The organism is Steroidobacter flavus (assembly GCF_042651805.1).
In the GTDB taxonomy this organism is placed as follows: domain Bacteria; phylum Pseudomonadota; class Gammaproteobacteria; order Steroidobacterales; family Steroidobacteraceae; genus Steroidobacter; species Steroidobacter flavus.
Window position 1 is genome coordinate 266,948 of sequence record NZ_JBHSDU010000002.1, and the last position, 16,936, is coordinate 283,883.

General features: G+C 61.6%; 15 protein-coding genes. 8 read left to right on the forward strand and 7 right to left on the reverse strand.

What is annotated here, in order from left to right:
* Positions 1-95 precede the first annotated feature (95 nt).
* Positions 96-458 carry a hypothetical protein gene (locus ACFPN2_RS05285; protein WP_380595580.1) on the forward strand — a complete coding sequence of 121 codons (363 nt, stop codon included), beginning with the start codon at positions 96-98 and terminating at the stop codon, positions 456-458.
* A gap of 18 nt (positions 459-476) precedes the next feature.
* Here ACFPN2_RS05285 and ACFPN2_RS05290 read toward each other — a convergent pair whose 3' ends face one another.
* Both ACFPN2_RS05290 and ACFPN2_RS05295 read right to left on the reverse strand, forming a co-directional pair.
* A complete protein-coding gene (locus tag ACFPN2_RS05290; RefSeq protein WP_380595581.1) occupies positions 477-1,025 on the reverse strand; it encodes a thioredoxin family protein in 549 nt (182 codons plus the stop codon).
* 36 nt (positions 1,026-1,061) lie between these two features.
* Entirely contained in the window at positions 1,062-1,535 is a 474-nt protein-coding gene (locus tag ACFPN2_RS05295; RefSeq protein ID WP_380595582.1) for a MarR family winged helix-turn-helix transcriptional regulator, read from the reverse strand.
* A gap of 46 nt (positions 1,536-1,581) precedes the next feature.
* On the opposite strand from ACFPN2_RS05295, the gene ACFPN2_RS05300 reads away from it, so the two are divergent.
* The 3 genes from ACFPN2_RS05300 (at position 1,582) to ACFPN2_RS05310 (ending at position 4,756) form a co-directional block, all read left to right on the forward strand.
* Complete coding sequence (locus ACFPN2_RS05300; protein WP_380595583.1) at positions 1,582-3,054, forward strand: FAD-dependent oxidoreductase; 1,473 nt, start codon at positions 1,582-1,584, stop codon at positions 3,052-3,054.
* A gap of 78 nt (positions 3,055-3,132) precedes the next feature.
* The gene (locus ACFPN2_RS05305) at positions 3,133-3,471 is read left to right on the forward strand and encodes a helix-turn-helix domain-containing protein (protein WP_380595584.1); all 339 of its coding nucleotides are present in this window, start codon (positions 3,133-3,135) and stop codon (positions 3,469-3,471) included.
* 13 nt (positions 3,472-3,484) lie between these two features.
* A complete protein-coding gene (locus tag ACFPN2_RS05310; protein ID WP_380595585.1) occupies positions 3,485-4,756 on the forward strand; it encodes a type II toxin-antitoxin system HipA family toxin in 1,272 nt (423 codons plus the stop codon).
* Positions 4,757-4,758: 2 nt separating this feature from the next.
* On the opposite strand, the gene ACFPN2_RS05315 is transcribed toward ACFPN2_RS05310, so the two are convergent.
* Positions 4,759-5,511: an SDR family NAD(P)-dependent oxidoreductase gene (locus ACFPN2_RS05315; protein WP_380595586.1), complete on the reverse strand. Its 753-nt coding sequence runs from the start codon at positions 5,509-5,511 to the stop codon at positions 4,759-4,761.
* 170 nt (positions 5,512-5,681) lie between these two features.
* Between ACFPN2_RS05315 and ACFPN2_RS05320 the strand changes: the two genes are divergently transcribed.
* Positions 5,682-7,061, forward strand: a complete 1,380-nt coding sequence (locus ACFPN2_RS05320) for an aspartate aminotransferase family protein (protein ID WP_380595587.1) — start codon at positions 5,682-5,684, stop codon at positions 7,059-7,061.
* Entirely contained in the window at positions 7,061-8,347 is a 1,287-nt protein-coding gene (locus ACFPN2_RS05325) for an MFS transporter (RefSeq protein WP_380595588.1), read from the forward strand. Before ACFPN2_RS05320 ends, ACFPN2_RS05325 begins: the two co-directional genes overlap by 1 nt.
* Here the strand turns inward: ACFPN2_RS05325 and ACFPN2_RS05330 are convergent.
* From ACFPN2_RS05330 to ACFPN2_RS05340, 3 genes are read right to left on the reverse strand one after another with little or no spacing between them, the layout of a single operon-like run.
* A complete protein-coding gene (locus tag ACFPN2_RS05330; protein ID WP_380595589.1) occupies positions 8,313-11,357 on the reverse strand; it encodes an efflux RND transporter permease subunit in 3,045 nt (1,014 codons plus the stop codon). The genes ACFPN2_RS05325 and ACFPN2_RS05330 overlap by 35 nt on opposite strands.
* Positions 11,357-12,445 (reverse strand): efflux RND transporter periplasmic adaptor subunit, encoded by a 1,089-nt coding sequence (locus ACFPN2_RS05335; protein WP_380595590.1) that lies wholly within the window; start codon positions 12,443-12,445, stop codon positions 11,357-11,359. Before ACFPN2_RS05335 ends, ACFPN2_RS05330 begins: the two co-directional genes overlap by 1 nt.
* Positions 12,442-13,818 carry a TolC family protein gene (locus ACFPN2_RS05340; protein WP_380595591.1) on the reverse strand — a complete coding sequence of 459 codons (1,377 nt, stop codon included), beginning with the start codon at positions 13,816-13,818 and terminating at the stop codon, positions 12,442-12,444. The genes ACFPN2_RS05335 and ACFPN2_RS05340 overlap by 4 nt, the downstream gene beginning before the upstream one ends.
* A gap of 148 nt (positions 13,819-13,966) precedes the next feature.
* Between ACFPN2_RS05340 and ACFPN2_RS05345 the strand changes: the two genes are divergently transcribed.
* Together ACFPN2_RS05345 and ACFPN2_RS05350 are read left to right on the forward strand one after the other, a co-directional pair.
* Positions 13,967-14,629, forward strand: a complete 663-nt coding sequence (locus ACFPN2_RS05345; RefSeq protein ID WP_380595592.1) for a response regulator — start codon at positions 13,967-13,969, stop codon at positions 14,627-14,629.
* The gene (locus ACFPN2_RS05350) at positions 14,626-15,945 is read left to right on the forward strand and encodes an ATP-binding protein (RefSeq protein WP_380595593.1); all 1,320 of its coding nucleotides are present in this window, start codon (positions 14,626-14,628) and stop codon (positions 15,943-15,945) included. The genes ACFPN2_RS05345 and ACFPN2_RS05350 overlap by 4 nt, the downstream gene beginning before the upstream one ends.
* Here ACFPN2_RS05350 and ACFPN2_RS05355 read toward each other — a convergent pair.
* Positions 15,942-16,928, reverse strand: coding sequence for a FecR domain-containing protein (locus ACFPN2_RS05355; protein WP_380595594.1), 987 nt, complete (start codon positions 16,926-16,928; stop codon positions 15,942-15,944). The genes ACFPN2_RS05350 and ACFPN2_RS05355 overlap by 4 nt on opposite strands.
* Positions 16,929-16,936 lie beyond the last annotated feature (8 nt).

Genomic DNA, 16,936 nt, shown 5'->3' on the forward strand with positions numbered 1-16,936 from the left:
GTTCTTAGGTGCTGCACGATGTTCCGATTGCAAGTGACATCTGGCGCGTCCAACGTGATGCGGTCGATACGAACACGATCACGAGGTTTACGACGATGAATATGAAGTTGTTACTCGCGACGATGCTGGCCTTGCTGGGATGCTCGTCCGCGTTTGCCGGAGAAAAGACCGAGGCGACCATGGACAAGATGAAAGCCGCGGTCACGCCGGGCGAGATCGATCTGACCGGCCAGGAGGTCAAGACCATTCACGACAGCCAGACCGCCAAGGACTACAAGGTATGTGTCAAAGCGAGCAACGAGGCCGCTGCGATGAAACTACGTTACGACGGGCAGGAAGCGACCGTGCAGCCCGGCGATTGCAAGGAAGTCACCGCGAAGAGGATCAATGCGACTGCGGCCACGCCCCTGAGCGGCAGTCAGCACATCATGGCCACGTTCCACGAGGTCAAGAAATGAAGGATCCGAGGAGCCGCGCTACTTTTTCCATTTGATACTGCAGCCGATGCTCGGCTTCTGATCCTTCGTCACCCCGGTCCCTGCGAGGAGCGCGTCGCATGCGGCGCGCAGATCGGCACCCGTCGCGGTGCCTTTGCTGGGGCGGCTGTCATCGAACTGGCCTCGATAGACCAACTTGCGTTGCGCGTCGAAAAGAAACAAGTCGGGCGTGCAGGCCGCGCGATAGGCTTTGGCGACGGTCTGCGGTTCATCGAGCAGATACGGGAACGTATATCCGGCGCTGCGCGCTTCCGCTGCCATGCCTTCCGGGCCGTCGGCGGGATAGGCCTGTATGTCGTTGGAGTTGATCGCGACGACCGCGATGCCTCGTGACTGATACTCCCGCGCAAAGCGCGCGAACTCATGGCTGATATGTTTGACGAACGGGCAGTGACTACAAATGAACGCGACCACCAGCCCGCGCGCGTCATGGAAGTCGGAGAGCGCGGTGACCTTGCCATCGAAACTGGGCAGGCGAAAGTCCGGAGCGGTCGTGCCGAGCTCGAGCATCGTGGATTGAGTTGCCATGGCGATAGGCCTCGAAGAGAGTGGGCCGATTCTATCTCAGCTCTTCAGCGCGTCCGCAAGCTTGCGACTGAGCCGTACCAGCGCTTCCACATCGCCAGGATCCCATGAGTCGAAAATGGCACGTGCCAAACGCTCGCGTGCGGTGTCGATCCGGTTCGTCATCGCTTTACCTTGCGGCGTGATGGCGACTCTGCGCACCCGACGGTCCACCGAGTTTTCTTCGCGCTTCACCAATCCCAGTTCTTCGAGCTTCGTGACCTGCCGGCTCACGGTCGTGTAGTCGCGGCCGGCGCGATCGGCGAGCTCGACCAGTGCAATGGGGCCGACTCTTTCGATCCCGACCAGCAGCGGAAACAACACGCCTTCGAGCGACACACCCGCCGCCCGCACCATGTACTCGTCCCGTTGCGGACGGTTGAATTCGCCGATGATATCGATGATCGATCGATGCAAGTCCTTGAGCTGCTGAGACGAAATATGTGCAGCTTGCACTCGTTTGGCCGGCGGCATAGGGTTCCTCCAGATATGTGCACATTACACATATGGAGGGATTGCGATGCAAGGCTATTCAACGGATGTTTTGATCTGCGGCGCGGGCGCGGCCGGACTCACGCTTGCAATCGATCTCGCACGGCGCGGAGTACGCTTGCGAGTGATCGATAAAATGGCAGAACCGTTTCATGGCTCGCGCGGTAAGGGCATTCAACCGCGCACTCAGGAAATCTTCGAGGACGTTGGGATTCTCGATCGCATCGTCGCTCGGGGAGGCGAGTATCCGCCTCACCGGGAATATCACACGGACGGTAGTTGCACCGAATCGGATCTAATGGAGCGGCGGGGTGCAACGCCGTCGGAGCCTTATCACATTCCGCTCATGATCCCGCAGTTTCTCACCGAACGTGTCATGCGTGAGCGGCTGGCTGAACTTGGGCACGTCGTGGAGTTCGGATGTGAACTGCTGGGGTTTGAGCAGAACAACGATGGAGTGTCGGCACGACTGCGGGGCAAGCACGGCGAGGAACACGTTCGAGCGCGCTATCTGATCGGAGCGGATGGTGGACGCAGCTTCGTTCGTCACGCGCTCGACATCGGCTTTCCTGGGAAAACGCTGGGCGTGCGCGCGTTGGTCGCGGATGTGGTGCTGTCGGGACTGGATCGCGACGCCTGGCATCGATTCAATGCTGAGTCGATGCAGGCGCAGATCGGGCTGTGCCCATTGGCAGGCACCGAGCTGTTTCAGATCCAGGCGCCCATTCCGCTCGAAGGCGATATCGACTTGTCGGCGGACGCGCTCAGTGCACTCGTTGCTGAGCGCACAGGGCGAACGGATATTCGCGTGGAGTCGGTCTCATGGGCTTCGGCGTACACCATGAATGCGCGGCTCGCGGATCGATATCGCGTCGATCGCGTGTTTCTGGTCGGCGATGCTGCTCACATTCATCCACCCACAGGCGGTCAGGGACTCAACACCAGCGTCCAGGATTCATACAACTTGGGGTGGAAGCTGGCGGCCGTCATTGCAGGGCGTTCGGATGCGCTACTCGATACCTACGAAGAGGAGCGACGACCGATTGCCGCGAGCGTGTTGGGACTGTCCACCGATCTGCTCGACGCGGCCAAGCGGGGCAATATCCGTCGCGGTCGCGAAGTTCATCAGCTGGATGTTGGATATCCCGGCGGTTCGCTCGCGGTGGAGAAGCCGCCGCGAACGAGCGGAGTGCGTGCCGGCGATCGCGCGCCCGATGCGCCGCTGCGTGGAGCGGGCGGCCAACCCAAGCGTCTGTTCGACTTGCTCATCGGCCCGCACTGGACGCTGCTCGGCTTCGAGGTCGATAGAGATTGCGTGCGACCCCGAGCAGGCTTGCGGATTCACACCATCGGCAGTCGTGGCGATTTGACCGACGACCACGGTCACTTCAGCAACGCGTATGCCCTGTCACCCGGCGACTGGGTGCTGATCCGGCCGGATGGATACATAGGCGCAATGGTCACGTCAGGCGAGGTCGCGGTTCTGGACACATATGTATAGGTGACCGGACCCCGCGAACGGCCTTAGCGGTGTGCGTTTTAATTGACTCTATGCCATCTAACGTGCAATATAGCGTACATGGCTAAGAGACCGCCGCCGCAGTCTGTCGATGAGGCGCCCATTGAGGCGGTAACGCGGCTGGGCTCGCGTATTCGCCTTGCGCGTCTACGGCGGAAGCTACGGCAGGAAGACCTAGCGGCCAAGATTGGCCGAACCCGAGCCACGGTCATTGCGATGGAGCGGGGCTCGTCCACAACAGAGATCGGTGTGTACGCCTCAGCTCTCTGGGCGCTTGGGTTGCTTCAGGAGCTGGACCTCGTTGCAGACCCAGGTCTCGATCGCGACGGGCAAGCGCTTTCCTTTTCAGTCTCCGACAAGCGCGTGCGATTGCGTCGGCCGTTGAATAACAAGTTCTGACCGATTTGCCACCATGGCTGAGGTCGCATACGTCTTCGTCTACCTTCCCGGGCAACTCAAACCGACGGTTGCGGGTCGGTTTGGGCTCGACAGCAGCCGATCGCCTGCCGTGGGGCAATTCGTTTACGGCGAGTCCTATCTTCGGAATCCCTCGGCACTGCCTCTTGATCCAGTCGTACTGCCGTTGCGGGAGCAACTGTTTACTACGACTTTGAACTCAGGGCTCTTCGGCATCATTCGCGATGCGATCCCCGACGACTGGGGGCGCCACGTAGCAAGCAAGCTATACGGAGCCGAATACCGGCAGCTCTTCGATTACCTTTGGTTGCCTTCCGCGGATCGCAGCGGTGCTTTGGCCTTTGGGAAAACACCCGAGGCTCCAATCGAAGAGCGCTCGCTGCTCCGATGGGAAGATCTGGAAAACATTCCGTATGTGGATGCCATTCAGAAGCTCGATCGAAATGTTCCTTTGACTTCGACTGAAGAAGATGCCGCCATTGTCTTTGGCGCCGGCACGTCCGCGGGTGGCGCGCGACCGAAGTTCACAGTTCTGAGAAACGGTGCGGTTTGGCTGGCGAAGCTCAATCGGCAGAGCGATCGCTTCAATGAAGTTCGTGTCGAAGCGGCGATGCTGGATCTGGCCGCGGCTTGTGGGATCTCTGTGCCTGAGCATGATGTAGCTCGTATCCACGATCAGGACATCCTGCTGGTGAAGCGCTTTGACCGTAATGTCACGGAGGCGGGGATCGAGCGTCATCGCATGGTGAGCGCCGGCACGGTGTTCCTGTCAAACGAAGCGGTGGCCCGGAACTCGTTCACTGGCTCCTATCCGCGCTTTGCCAGAGAGCTGAGTCGATGGACGGTGACGGGTGAGGTGGATCGTCGTCAGTTGTTCAGGCGAATCGCATTCCATGCGCTTACGACTTCTACGGATGATCACGAGCGCAATCACGCCTTGGTTGCAGAGGGCATCCACTTTCATCTCTCGCCCGCGTTCGACCTGGTACCGAAGCCGAGCAATACTCGGAGGCGCTACCTCGCGCTTGTCGTGGGTGAATACGGCGCGATCGCGGTACGCGAGAATTTGCTCTCGAGTGCCGAGGTGTTTCAGCTGAGTCGTGCCGATGCAAACCAGGTCATCGATGAGGTTCAGGAGACAGTGCGGGCTCAGTGGCGCGCAGCGGTGGCAGCTCGGGACGTTGGCGACAGCGATGTGCAACGAATTGCAGATTGTTTCGTCCCGGAGTCGTTTGAAGCGGAGCCGCCCGAGCAAATACTGCTCTGACTTCACTGCGCAGTGTGACCACCGTCGACCAGTAACAGATGGCCGGTGACATACGAAGATTCGGGTGAGGCGAGGTACAGCACTGCGTACGCGATCTCGGCCGGCGTGGCAAAGCGTTTCAAAGGAATGTGGGCGCTGGCTTGAGCCACGGCCTGCGCGGTAGTTAGTTTCTTCTGGAAGCGCTCGACGAACGTGTCGCCGGGGCAGACCGCATTGACGCGGATGTTGTCGGGGGCATGGTCGAGCGCCATGGCCTTGGTCATCATGGCCACTGCGCCTTTGCTTGAGACGTAGGCCAGCGCGTTGGTGCCGCCGACCACCGACCAGTCCGAGCCATGGTTGACGATTGCGCCGCCGCCGCGAGCCCGCATGTGTGGCACCACCAGCCGGCACATCTGCCACACGGCCGTGACGTTGGTGTCGAAAGTCGATTGCCACACCGAGAGTTCGGTGGTCTCGGCGGTGCCCCGGGGAACGATGCCTGCGTTGTTGAACAGAATGTCGATGCCGCCGAATGCGTCGAGGGCGGTTTGAATGACTTCTTCGCAGTCGGCCAGCTGAGTGTGGTCCGTTTCGACGAACACGCATTCTGCGCCGACATCGCGACACTGTCTGGCGACATCTTCACCGAGCCTGGCGCGTCGTCCGGTGAGCACGAGATTGGCGCCGTGTTCGGCAAAGAGCACGGCGGTTGCGGCACCGATGCCCGAGGTGGCTCCAGTGATGATGGCGGTTTTGCGGGCGAGCCTGCTCATGAGTCGATTTCTGATTCGGGACCTGGGCGCAGTATGCGGCCTGTCCTCGAAGCGGGCCGGTGCGGCCTCGATCAGTGCGGTGCTGGATCAACACCACGACCCGGCTAGCTTTGCACCCTGGAAGCGTACGACCTCGACATATCCTCCGCTCACGGCCAGAGGATTTCATCATGTCACAGATCGTGCGCACCACTCAGCAATGGCAAGGACTGGACCGGTCGCATCACATGCACCCGTTCACCGATCCGAGGGACCTCAACAAGAAGGGCACTCGAGTCATTACGCGCGCCGAAGGCGTTTACATCTGGGACAGCGAAGGCAACAAGATCCTCGACGGCATGGCCGGTCTGTGGTGCGTGGCTGTGGGGTACGGCCGCCAGGAGTTGATCGACGCCGCCAACGAGCAGTTGAAGACGCTGCCGTACTACAACAGCTTCTTTCAGACGTCGACGCCCAGTCAGATCGAGTTGAGTCATGTGCTGTCGGAGCTCACGCCGCCGGGCTTGAATCGATTCTTTTTCACCAACTCCGGCTCGGAAGCCAACGACACGGTGATTCGTCTCGCGCGCTACTACTGGAAGCTGCGAGGCCAACCGACCAAGCGCACGTTCATCGGTCGTAAGTTTGGCTATCACGGCAGCACGGTCGCCACCTCGAGCCTCAGCGGCATGGCGCCCATGCACGATCAGGATCACGAGCTGTTGCCGCACTTCGCGCACATCGTTCATCCGCACTGGTACACGCAGGGCGGTGACCTTTCCAGGGAAGAATTCGGTTTGCAGGCGGCGCGTGAGCTGGAGAAAAAGATTCTCGAGCTGGGCGCCGACAATGTCGCGGCGTTCATCGGTGAGCCGTGCCAGGGTGCCGGCGGCGGCATCGATCCGCCGTCGACCTATTGGCCGGAAATTCAACGGATCTGCAAGAAGTACGACGTGCTCCTGGTCGCGGACGAAGTGATCTGCGGCTTCGGGCGTACCGGCGAATGGTTCGGTTCGCACACATACGGCATCGAGCCCGACTTCATGCCGATGGCGAAGGGCTTGTCGTCCGGCTATCTGCCCATCGGCGCTGTCGCTATTCACGACCGCATCTTCGAGGTGCTGAGCGAAGGCGGCAAGATGATTCATCACGGCTTCACATATTCGGGTCATCCGGCCGCGTGCGCGGTCGCGCTTGCAAACATCGCATTGATAAAGAAAGAAGGGCTGGTCGAGCGCGTGAAGTCGGACATCGCGCCGTATTTCCGCGCGACCCTGCAACAGATGGCCGATGCGCATCCAATCGTCGGTGAATTGCGAGGCGTCGGTCTGATCGGCGCGGTGCAATTAGTCAGCGACAAGGCCAATCGCACGGTGCTGCCGCCGACACACGAAGCGCCGATCAAGGCGCGAGAGTTCGCGATCCAGAACAATTTGATCATGCGGCCGGCGGGGCTGCAGTCGCTGGTCGTCGCGCCGCCGCTGGTCATCACGCGGACGCAGGTCGATGAGCTCGTCGACAAGATGAAGCGCAGTCTCGACCAGACCGCGCAGCTGTTCGGCCTGGCTTGATGCCGTCGGGTCGAGGGGTCGGGGAGAGCAGCCGTCTGCGTTCCATCGTGGGCGGCTCGGTCGGCAATCTCATCGAGTGGTACGACTGGTACACGTACGCGGCCTTCGCCATCTATTTCGCGCCGAGCTTTTTCCCAGCGAGTAACAGCACGCTGCAGCTGATGAACACCGCGGCGATCTTCGCCGTGGGGTTCCTGATGCGTCCGATCGGCGGTTGGGTGCTGGGGCGCTATGCGGACCGGCACGGTCGCAAGGCCGCGCTGACGATGTCGGTCCTGCTGATGTGTCTGGGGTCGTTGATCATCGCGGTCACGCCGACCTATGACTTTATCGGTATGGCGGCGCCGGCATTGTTGCTGTTTGCGCGTCTGCTACAGGGTTTCAGCGTGGGCGGCGAATACGGCACCAGCGCCACGTATATGAGCGAGATCGCCACGGCGGGCAGTCGTGGTTTCTATTCCGGCATTCTCTATGTGACATTGATCATGGGGCAGCTGCTCGCACTGGCCGTGCTCATGCTGTTGCAATTCTTCGTGCTCGATGCGCATGAGCTCGAGACCTGGGGCTGGCGCATTCCGTTTGCGCTCGGCGCCGTTGCCGCCGTGGCGGCTTTGTATCTGCGTCGCAATCTGGAGGAGACGGAGGCCTATCAGAACAAAGACAAAAGTGTCGCGGCGGGCGCGGGGCAGCTGTCGATGCTGCTGAAACATCCGAAGGAAGTCGCGATCGTCGTCGGGCTCACCGTCGGCGGCACGCTGTTCTTCTACACCTTCACCACGTACATGCAGAAGTTCCTGGTGAATACCGTCGGCCTGAGCAAGGGTGAGTCGACATTGGTATCTGCCGCCAGTCTGTTCGTGTTCATGCTGTTGCAACCGCTGATGGGCGCGTTGTCGGATCGGGTCGGCCGGCGTCCCATTCTGATCGCCTTCGGCGTGTTGGCACTCGTTTCGACTGTGCCGCTGCTCACTGCACTGTCGCGCGCCGACGATGCCTGGACGGCGTTCTGTTTGATCATGATCGCGCTGGCGATCTCATCGCTCTACAGCTCCATCAGCGCGGTCGTGAAGGCCGAGCTGTTTCCGGTGGAGATCCGCGCGCTCGGGGTGGGTCTTCCTTACTCCATCACGGTCTCGGTGTTCGGCGGCAGCGCCGAAAGCATTGCCTTGTGGTGCAAGCACATCGGTCACGAGACGTGGTTCTACTGGTACGTGACCGCCTGCGTGTTGTGCTCGCTAGTGGTGTATCTGTTCATGCGCGAGCCGCAGCGGTCGTCCCGGATTTAACGACCGCGAATAGCACCGGCATCACCAGCAGTACCAGCGGTACGGCGGCGATCAATCCCGCGATGATTGCAATTGCCAGAGGCTGTTGCATGGCCGTGCCCGCGCCGAATGCCAGCGCCAGCGGCAGTAGCGTCAGAATCGCCGCGAGCGCGGACATGACGATGGGGCGGGCGCGATTGTGACCGGTGAGCAGTAGCTTCTGATGCAAAGGCAGGTCGGCCGGCAGCGCTTCGAACTCGCAGAAGTAGAAGATCGCGATTTCAGTCACCAGTCCGACGATCATGGTCAGGCCCATCATCGCCGAGATGTTCAGCTCGATGCCGGTCACCCACAGACCCAGGAACACCGCCGGCAGCGACAGCAACGGCATCGCCAGAATGACCGCGGCGGTGAGGAAGCTTTCGAAGACGAACAGCAGTAGTAAATAGACCAGCGCGATGGCGGCCAGCAGTACGATTACCAGGCCGTGAAACGCGATCTGCTGTTGTTGATATAAGCCGCCGAGGCGGTAATACATCCCGGGCGGCAGAAGTCCCGGCTGCTTCAATGTCTGTTGCAGGTCGGCGATGGTCGAGCCCAGGTCGCGACCGCTGATGCGCGCCGTCACTGCATTCATTCGTTTCAGATTCTCGCGAGCGATCTGCGGTTGACCGCTCACGGTTTGTAGCGAGGCGACGCGATCCAGCGTGACGATCCGTCCGTCGGGCGCCGAGATGGGCAGCTTCGCGAGCTTCTGTTCCATGTCACGAGCGTTCGCCGGTAGCCAGACACGTACGCCGATCATTTTGGGTCCGGTCGGGATCTGTGTGGCGACCGAGCCCGCGAGGGCATCGCTGACCGCTTTCGTGACCGTGTCCGCGTCCAGGCCAAGGAATGCGGCGGCGGCGCGGTCGACGTTCACTTCGATGGCATCGCCGGCGGGATTGATGCCGTTGTTGATATCGACCACGCCGTCGATCTTCGCTATGGCTGCCGCGACCGATTTCGCGGTACTCGCAAGCGCCGTGGCATCGTCGGAATACAGCTTGATCTCGATGGGTTGCGGCACCGAAGTCAGATCGCCGATCAAGTCCTCCATCAGCTGCAGCAGCTCGACTTCCAGTCCTGGTACCGTCGCTTCCAGTTGCGAACGGATGTCGTCCATCACGTCTTCGATGGGCTCGCGGTCGGTGGCTTTGAGTCGCACGAAAAAGTCGCCTTCGAAGGCCTCGGTGATGCCGCCGCCCAATTGAATGCCGGCGCGGCGGGAATAGGTGTCGACGTTCGGGTTGTCGCGCAGGATCTGTTCCACCTGCGCGAGCAGGCGCTGACTTTCAGTGAGCGAAGTGCCCGGCGGCGAGCGGAAGTCGAGCACGAAGCCGCCTTCGTCGACCGAGGGCATGAAGCCCGAGCCGACGCCCGTGTAGGCGAGCCCACCCACGATCAGCAATGGTAGTACCCCCAGCAGCACCAACTTCGGCCGTGTCAGCGCGGCGGAAAGGAGCTTGTCGTAGCGGTCGCCCAAGCCCGCGTTGTGACGTTGTTGTACGGCGCTTCCTTTCAGGAGCTGTTCCGAAATCAGCGGTACGATGAACCACGTGGCCGCGAACGAGACGGTGAGGCCGATGACCATCGTCAATGACAGCGCCTTGAAGAAGGCGCCGGTGATGCCGCTCAAGAACGCGAGCGGCGCGAAGATCACCAGAGTCGCCGCGCTCGATGACATCAGGGGGCGTGCGAATTCATGCGTCGCTGCGTCGATGCGGGCGCGCAGATCGGCGGCGCCGGATTCCTCGATGCGACGGAACAGATGCTCCAGCATGACGATGATGTCATCGATGATCAGACCGACGGCGGCGGCGATGCCGCCCAGGGTCATGATGTTGAAGGTCATGCCCCAGACATTCATGAGCAGCACGGAGATAGCGATCACGCACGGTACGATGATCAACGTGACCAGCATGATGCGTGCGTTGCGCAGGAACAGAAACAACACTGCGCCGGCGAGAATCACGCCGATCAGAATGGCGTCGCGCACGCTGCTCGCGGAGCTTTGAATCAGGTCGGATTGGTCGTACCAGTTGGCGAGCGATACACCGGCCGGCAGCTGAGAGCGATAGTCGTCGAGCAACTGTTTGACCGAATCGGCGATCTGTACCGTATTGCCGTCGGGCTGTTGGTAGATGTTGAGCAGCACCGCCTCGTGGCCGTCGGCAGTGACGCTGGTCCAGTTCGGTTCGGTCGCTCGCGACACCGAGCCCACATCTCGTACGCGCACTATCGCGTTGCCGACCGATTTCACCGCCACGTCGGCGATGCTTTGCTCGCTCTGCAGCTGTGTATTGCCGATGACCAGAAATAGTTTGTAGTGATCTTCCAGTCGGCCGACGGCGCTGACCACATTGGCCGCGCTCACGGCTTTGACGACATCCTGCAACGGGATGCCGAAGTGATGCAGTTTCAGCGGATCCACGTCGACGTGGAATTCTTCCTGTGCGCCACCGATCACGCTGACGTTGGCGACGCTGGCGACCGCCGATAGCATGGGTCGCAACTGATAACTGGCGAAGTCCGTGAGCTTCGGTAGCAAGATGGAGTTGGAGGTGATGCTGTAAGCGAGGATCGGGAACACCGTCGGATCCATGCGACGCAGGTCGATGGTCGTTCCCACGGGCATGGTCGGCAGCACCTGCGAGACCGCGGAGCTCAGTTCCAGGGCGGCACGACGCATGTCGGTTCCCCAATCGAAGCTCACAGAGACATCGGCTGTTCCGCGAGTCGTCGCCGACCTCACATCGCGAACGCCCGGGACTCTACGCACGGCCTCTTCGGCGGGGCGCGTGACTTGCAGCATCATTTGCTCGGCAGGTCGGTCGCCAGCATCGAAAGAAACGACGACGCGCGGGAACTGCACGTCCGGGAACAAAGCCACCGGCAGACGAAACACCGAGGCGACACCGCCCAGAGTCAGCAATGCGCACAGGAAGAGCAGGGCACGTTGATGGGCCCGCAACCAGGTCATCAAATTCATCAGTCGACTGCCTTATCCGCCGGCGCCTCGCGCACCGCCATGCCATCTTCGAGCTCGTAAGCACCCAGCACGGCGATCTTGAGCGACGCGTCGAGCTGCCCTTCGACGGCGACTTGTTGCTGATCCTGCGCGCCGGGCGTGGTTACATTGATTCGTTTGGCATGCCCGTTGTCGATCTGAAACAAGTAGGCGCCGGCCTCGTCGCGCAATACGGCTTCACGCGGCGCGAGCCACGAAGTGGTGTTTGCGACCGTAACGACAGCGCGTGCCCCTTCGGAGGTCGGCAGATCTGCCGCAGCGGGATTCACCGGCTCGAGCGCTACATCCACCAAACGCGATGTGGGATTCACCATTGCTTGCACGTGAGTCACGCGGGCGGGAATTGGATTCTTGCCGGCGACGGGCTCGATGAATGCAGGCATGCCGGCGGCAATCTGATGCGCGTCCTGGGGCGAGAAGCCCGCCAGAATCTGTACCGAGTCGTTGGCGATCGTGCGCACCAGCACTGCCCCGGCAGCAGTGCGCTCGCCGGGCGCGACCGGAACGTCGAGCACGATGCCGTCGAACGGTGCCTTCAAATCGCTGCGTGCTTCACCGCCGCCCAGCTCTCGTTGTGCTTCTATGGACGTGCTGGCATCGCTCAGCGCTTTCTCGGCGGCCGCGACTTGAGATTCCGTGGCCAGATTTTTGGCGCGCAAAGCTTTGATGCGAGCCAGTTCCGCACGCGCGAAGGTGAGTCCCGTCTGCGATTGCTGATAGGCCAATCGACCCGTCGGCTCGTTGGTCAGGGTCATCAAGATCGCGCCACGTCGAACCGCTTCGCCCGGGGTGACCTGGACTTCAGTCACCAGGCCTCCCTGCGGCAATGTGAGATTGCGTGTTTTGCCGGGGATGGGAGTCACAGTGCCGTAGCCAGTGACTGTAGTGGCGATGGAGCCCTTGTGCAGTTGAGCGGTTGTTACCAGCGCGCTGCTGTCGGCGTCCGCTTCTGCTTGCGCCGATTCCGGTTGCGGTGAGCATGCAACCAGGGCGCCGCAAGCGAGCAAGCTCGACGCGACCCATAACGAGCGAAACGGCATCGTGATCATCGGCCAGCCTCCGGCGGCACGGGCAGTTCGCTGCCCAAAAGCGTACGTAACATCTCTTGCTGTTCTTGCAGTGTCAGTGCGAGCTGCACGGCTTCCATGCTCCTTGCGATCGATGCTGTGCTCAATGTGACATAGGCATTCCAATCGAGCATGCCGTCGGCGAAGGATTGAGTCGCAACCTGCTGTTCGACACGCAGCCGCTCCGAATCGCGTTCGGCCTGCTGGGTGCGACGGATCAGATCCGGCAGGTCCAGACGAATTCGATCGACCTCGGAGCGTGCGGCTGCAAGGCGCGTCTGGTACTCATCGAACAGCCGTTGACGCGTGGCGGTCTCGACGGCGATCGCGCCACGACCCCGATCGAACAAGGGCAGCGTGAAGCCGATGTTGTAGCCACGTGTTGTGATGTTGCTGGTGTCGCGGGCGTAACTCAGCCCGAAGGAAATCGTTGGAAACTGTTTGAGCACGGCCTGACGAAGCTTGGCCTCTTGCGCCTGATAGCCGATGCGCAATGCCAATAGATCGGGACGCCGTTCGGGCAGGGCGGCGAGTCGTTGGTCGATGTCGGCCGGCACTATCTGCTCAGCTGTCGTGGGCACGGGATCGTCGACCAGGCGCAGCTCCGCGTGCTCGTTCAAGCCCAGCAGCAGCTTCAGCGTGTGACGTTCGAGATTGAGCTTCTGCGCGGTGTCGTCGATTTGCTTTTGTAGATCGGCGATGGACAGCAGCGGGCCGGAGGCAACGTCGCGGGTGAGATTGCCGGCCTGCAATTCCGCCTGCACCGACTCACGCAGTCGCTCACGGTCGGGCAACATGCTCTGCAGTTCCTGCAGGAGCGCTTCATCGGATCGCACTTGATTGAACGTCGCCCGCGCCTGCGCAACCAGCTGCCACTCGGCCCAGAGCTCGTCGAGTTCGAGCTTTCGTGTATCGAGCCGCGACGCCTTCATCGTGCTCGATCGCAGCAACAGCGCGGTGATGTCCTGTGTGATCCCGGCGGTAAACGCGTTGACCAGACCCGGCCCGGAACTGACCGGCAAATCCTGGCCGAACGAAACTTGTGGATCGGGCAACAGGCTGGCCGCGAATGCCTGCGCCCGTTGGATGCCCAGGTCATCTCGTAGCAGGCGCAGGTCCGGATTGTTGGCCACGGCGAGCATCGCGACCTCGGTCTGATCGAGGCCGTCGCTCGGGTCGAATCGATGCTCGCGAAGCGCCGGCAACGGCATTGCGCGAGCGTCGACATAGAGCGGGGTGGCGGGGTCGATTTCGAGCGGCTTTTCCCGGTAGGTTGCGCAGCCAGCCAAGGTGGCGAGCAGCGCCGCCAGGGCCCAAGGCGCCGCGAGATTCCGTAAAGAGGCCAAATGATTCATGAGACGGCGGTCACAGCGGTCCAGCAGACGGCGGCCAGCGTGACAGCCGAAACTGAAAAGATACTTAAGGCCGCCGAGGGGTGATTTCCGCGCCGGCGGCGTACTATTCTCGGGTCAACGCCCGATCCTGGCGGGCCCGAGCCGAACGATGCGTTTGTTACTTATCGAAGATGACGAGATGATCGGCGCGGCGGTCCGGAGCGGGCTGCGCGAGGAAGGCTTCAGCGTCGATTGGATCAAGGACGGCGCAGCCGCCGAGAGCGCGTGGCGGACGGCGGAGTATGACGTTGCGATTCTGGATCTCGGCCTGCCCGGCAAAGATGGCTTCAAAGTGCTGGCTGACTTGCGCGGCTCCGGCAATTCGCTGCCTGTCATCGTTTTGACGGCGCGCGATTCGGTGCCCGATCGCATTCGCGGTCTCGATGGCGGCGCCGACGACTACTTGAGCAAACCTTTCGATTTGAATGAGCTCGCTGCGCGCATTCGCGCGGTGGTGCGTCGGCGCACGGGCAGGGCGGAGCCGCTGATCGAACATGGCGGTCTGGTGCTGGACCCCGCGCGTCGCGAAGCGAAATTTCGTGGCGAGCCGATCACGCTCTCCGCCCGCGAGTTTGCACTGATGGAAGTCTTGTTGTCACACCCCGGTCGCGTGTTCTCGCGGGGCCAGCTCGAGGACAAGCTCTATGGCTGGGGCGAAGAGGTCGGCAGCAACGCCATCGAGGTGTACATCCATCTGCTCCGGCGCAAGCTCGGGTCCGATTTCATCCGCAATGTGCGGGGTGTCGGCTACACGGTGCCGGAAAGCCTGTGAGGTCGATTCGCACGCAGCTGCTGTTGAGCCTGCTCGGCGCCATGCTGCTGATCATGCTCGCCGGCGCGGTGCTGATCTTTTTCATCATTCGCGATGAAGTGGCCGAGCTGTTCGATCATCAGCTCGAGCACACCGCGTATGCGTTCGCCGCGCAGCCGCTGCAAGCCACGGAGGTCGCGAGCGACGAGCCCGGCGACAATCCCGAGGCGGACTTCGTCATCCAGGTGTGGAGCGACGAGGGGAAGTTGCTGTTCCAATCGCGACCGCAATCCGGGCTGTCACGGCAGCAGCAACGAGGGTTCTTTTATTTGCGCTTGGGTGATGAGCGGTGGCGAGTATTCTCGCTACAGTCTTCGGGCAACCTGGTCCAGGTTGCCCAGCCGCTGAGCGTCCGAAACGCCATGGCTCGCGAGACGGCGTTCGATGCCTTGCAGCTGTTCGCTCTATTGTTTCCGGTGGCCGCCCTCCTGATTTATCTCACAGTCGGCGCGGGCATGCGCGCTCTGCAACGAATGGCTCAGGACGTGGGGCGACGCTCGCATCTGGATCTGACGCCGATCGATCCGCGCCAGTTGCCAGTCGAGGTGACACCGCTGGTGAATTCGCTCAACGATCTCATGGCGCGCCTCAACCGGGTCATCACTTCACAGAAGACCTTCGTTGCCGATGCGGCCCACGAACTGCTGACGCCGATCACAGCACTGCAGTTGCAGGCGCAACTTCTATCTCGCGCCAGCGATGACGAGCGGCGCCATGAAACATTGGTCGCCTTGCGCGCCGGTTTGACTCGCACCGTTCATGTCGCGCGACAGCTGCTGGTGCTGGCAAGGCAAGATCCAGATCTGGAACAACCGGCGAGCGCGTCTGTCGATCTGTCTGAGCTCGCGCGACATGTGATGCAGACGCAAATTCCCGTGGCCGAATTGCGCGGTATTGCACTGGAACTCTCCGCACTTAGGCCAACGATGGTGGCGGGGTCTGCCGATGCGCTCGCGGTGTTGCTGTCCAACCTGGTGGACAATGCGATCAAATACACTCCCGCGGGCGGTCGGGTGCAGGTGACGGTCGTCGGCGATCAGGATCGGCGTCGGATCGTGGTCGCCGATTCCGGTCCCGGGGTTCCCGCCGAAGAGCACCAACGTATCTTCGATCGTTTCTATCGACGTCCTGGCAATGGCGCGTTGGGCAGCGGCCTGGGCCTGGCCATCGTCAAGGACATCGCTGCGCGCCATCGCGCCACCATCGAATTGCAAACATCGACGTCGCTCGGCGGTTTGCAGGTTCAGGTGACGTTCGCCGATCGATCTGACGGCTAGCGTTTATTCAAGGCGATGCCGATCGAATCGTCCGTCGTGGGATAGCGATGCAGTCTCGTCGTCGAGAGCACCACCGACAGCGCCGTGTCCAGATCCAGGCCGTCGATCGAGCCCTTGAGAATGACCTGCGCGGCTGCGGATTGGGCCTGTGGAGATTCGAAGACCACCGGACGCCCGGTCTGTCGGGATATCCACGCGAGAAAGGCCGCCAGCGGCTGATTGTCGATCTGAAATGCAGGCGTGGCGGACACGGTCCATTGCCAGGAGTCATCGGTGGCGCTAATGGTCGTGCGCTCGACGGCTCCCGCTGCGTTCACACGTATGCGCTCGCCCGCCGAAGCGATGACTGACGATGCGTTACTGTCGATGGAGACTCTGCCTTCGCGAATACTCACATCGAGCGAATCGGGTAGCGCCACCACCATGTACTGGGTTCCGATGTGGTGCACGACGCCGAGTGGAGTTGCGATGGACAGGGGGGCGTCATGATCGGGCGCATCGACATACACAGTGCCGTGAGCGAGTGCGACGCGGGTGGGAGACTGCAGCTTGATTGTGGTCTCGTGATCGAGGCGCAGCGACAATCCGCCGGGCCAGCGTAGCGCGGCACGACTGTGTGCGTCGGTTCGCAGGGATTCGCCGGCCACGACGAATTCACCCGGGGCGATGGCCGGCAAAGCGCTGTCGCTGCTCGAGGCGATCAACCGTCCGTCGAGATGTTCGAGGGTGGCGACGGTCACCGGCACAGGTTTCATTACGAGCAGCGTGGCGCAGCCAACGATTGCGACGCCAGCGGCGACGCTCCAGCCGAGGATGCGACGTTGACGCTGACGTGTTCGCATCATGTCTTGCCAATCGGCACACACGGCGGTCCAGACGGCTTGTTGCACGTGGCTCGGCGGCAGATCGCGTCTGCCCGCCTGTCGCAACAGAGTGCCGAGAGCGCGATCATCATCCGGTGAAGAATCGGGAATGATGTTCATGGGAGGGA

Excerpts from the sequence above, each read along its gene's own strand:
- ACFPN2_RS05335 (WP_380595590.1), bottom strand. The coding sequence starts at position 12,445 with ATGATCACGATGCCGTTTCGCTCGTTATGGGTCGCGTCGAGCTTGCTC.
- ACFPN2_RS05330 (WP_380595589.1), bottom strand. The coding sequence starts at position 11,357 with ATGAATTTGATGACCTGGTTGCGGGCCCATCAACGTGCCCTGCTCTTC.
- ACFPN2_RS05325 (WP_380595588.1), top strand. The coding sequence starts at position 7,061 with ATGCCGTCGGGTCGAGGGGTCGGGGAGAGCAGCCGTCTGCGTTCCATC.
- ACFPN2_RS05345 (WP_380595592.1), top strand. The coding sequence starts at position 13,967 with ATGCGTTTGTTACTTATCGAAGATGACGAGATGATCGGCGCGGCGGTC.
- ACFPN2_RS05295 (WP_380595582.1), bottom strand. The coding sequence starts at position 1,535 with ATGCCGCCGGCCAAACGAGTGCAAGCTGCACATATTTCGTCTCAGCAG.
- ACFPN2_RS05340 (WP_380595591.1), bottom strand. The coding sequence starts at position 13,818 with ATGAATCATTTGGCCTCTTTACGGAATCTCGCGGCGCCTTGGGCCCTG.
- ACFPN2_RS05290 (WP_380595581.1), bottom strand. The coding sequence starts at position 1,025 with ATGGCAACTCAATCCACGATGCTCGAGCTCGGCACGACCGCTCCGGAC.
- ACFPN2_RS05305 (WP_380595584.1), top strand. The coding sequence starts at position 3,133 with ATGGCTAAGAGACCGCCGCCGCAGTCTGTCGATGAGGCGCCCATTGAG.
- ACFPN2_RS05320 (WP_380595587.1), top strand. The coding sequence starts at position 5,682 with ATGTCACAGATCGTGCGCACCACTCAGCAATGGCAAGGACTGGACCGG.
- ACFPN2_RS05315 (WP_380595586.1), bottom strand. The coding sequence starts at position 5,511 with ATGAGCAGGCTCGCCCGCAAAACCGCCATCATCACTGGAGCCACCTCG.
- ACFPN2_RS05285 (WP_380595580.1), top strand. The coding sequence starts at position 96 with ATGAATATGAAGTTGTTACTCGCGACGATGCTGGCCTTGCTGGGATGC.
- ACFPN2_RS05355 (WP_380595594.1), bottom strand. The coding sequence starts at position 16,928 with ATGAACATCATTCCCGATTCTTCACCGGATGATGATCGCGCTCTCGGC.
- ACFPN2_RS05310 (WP_380595585.1), top strand. The coding sequence starts at position 3,485 with ATGGCTGAGGTCGCATACGTCTTCGTCTACCTTCCCGGGCAACTCAAA.
- ACFPN2_RS05300 (WP_380595583.1), top strand. The coding sequence starts at position 1,582 with ATGCAAGGCTATTCAACGGATGTTTTGATCTGCGGCGCGGGCGCGGCC.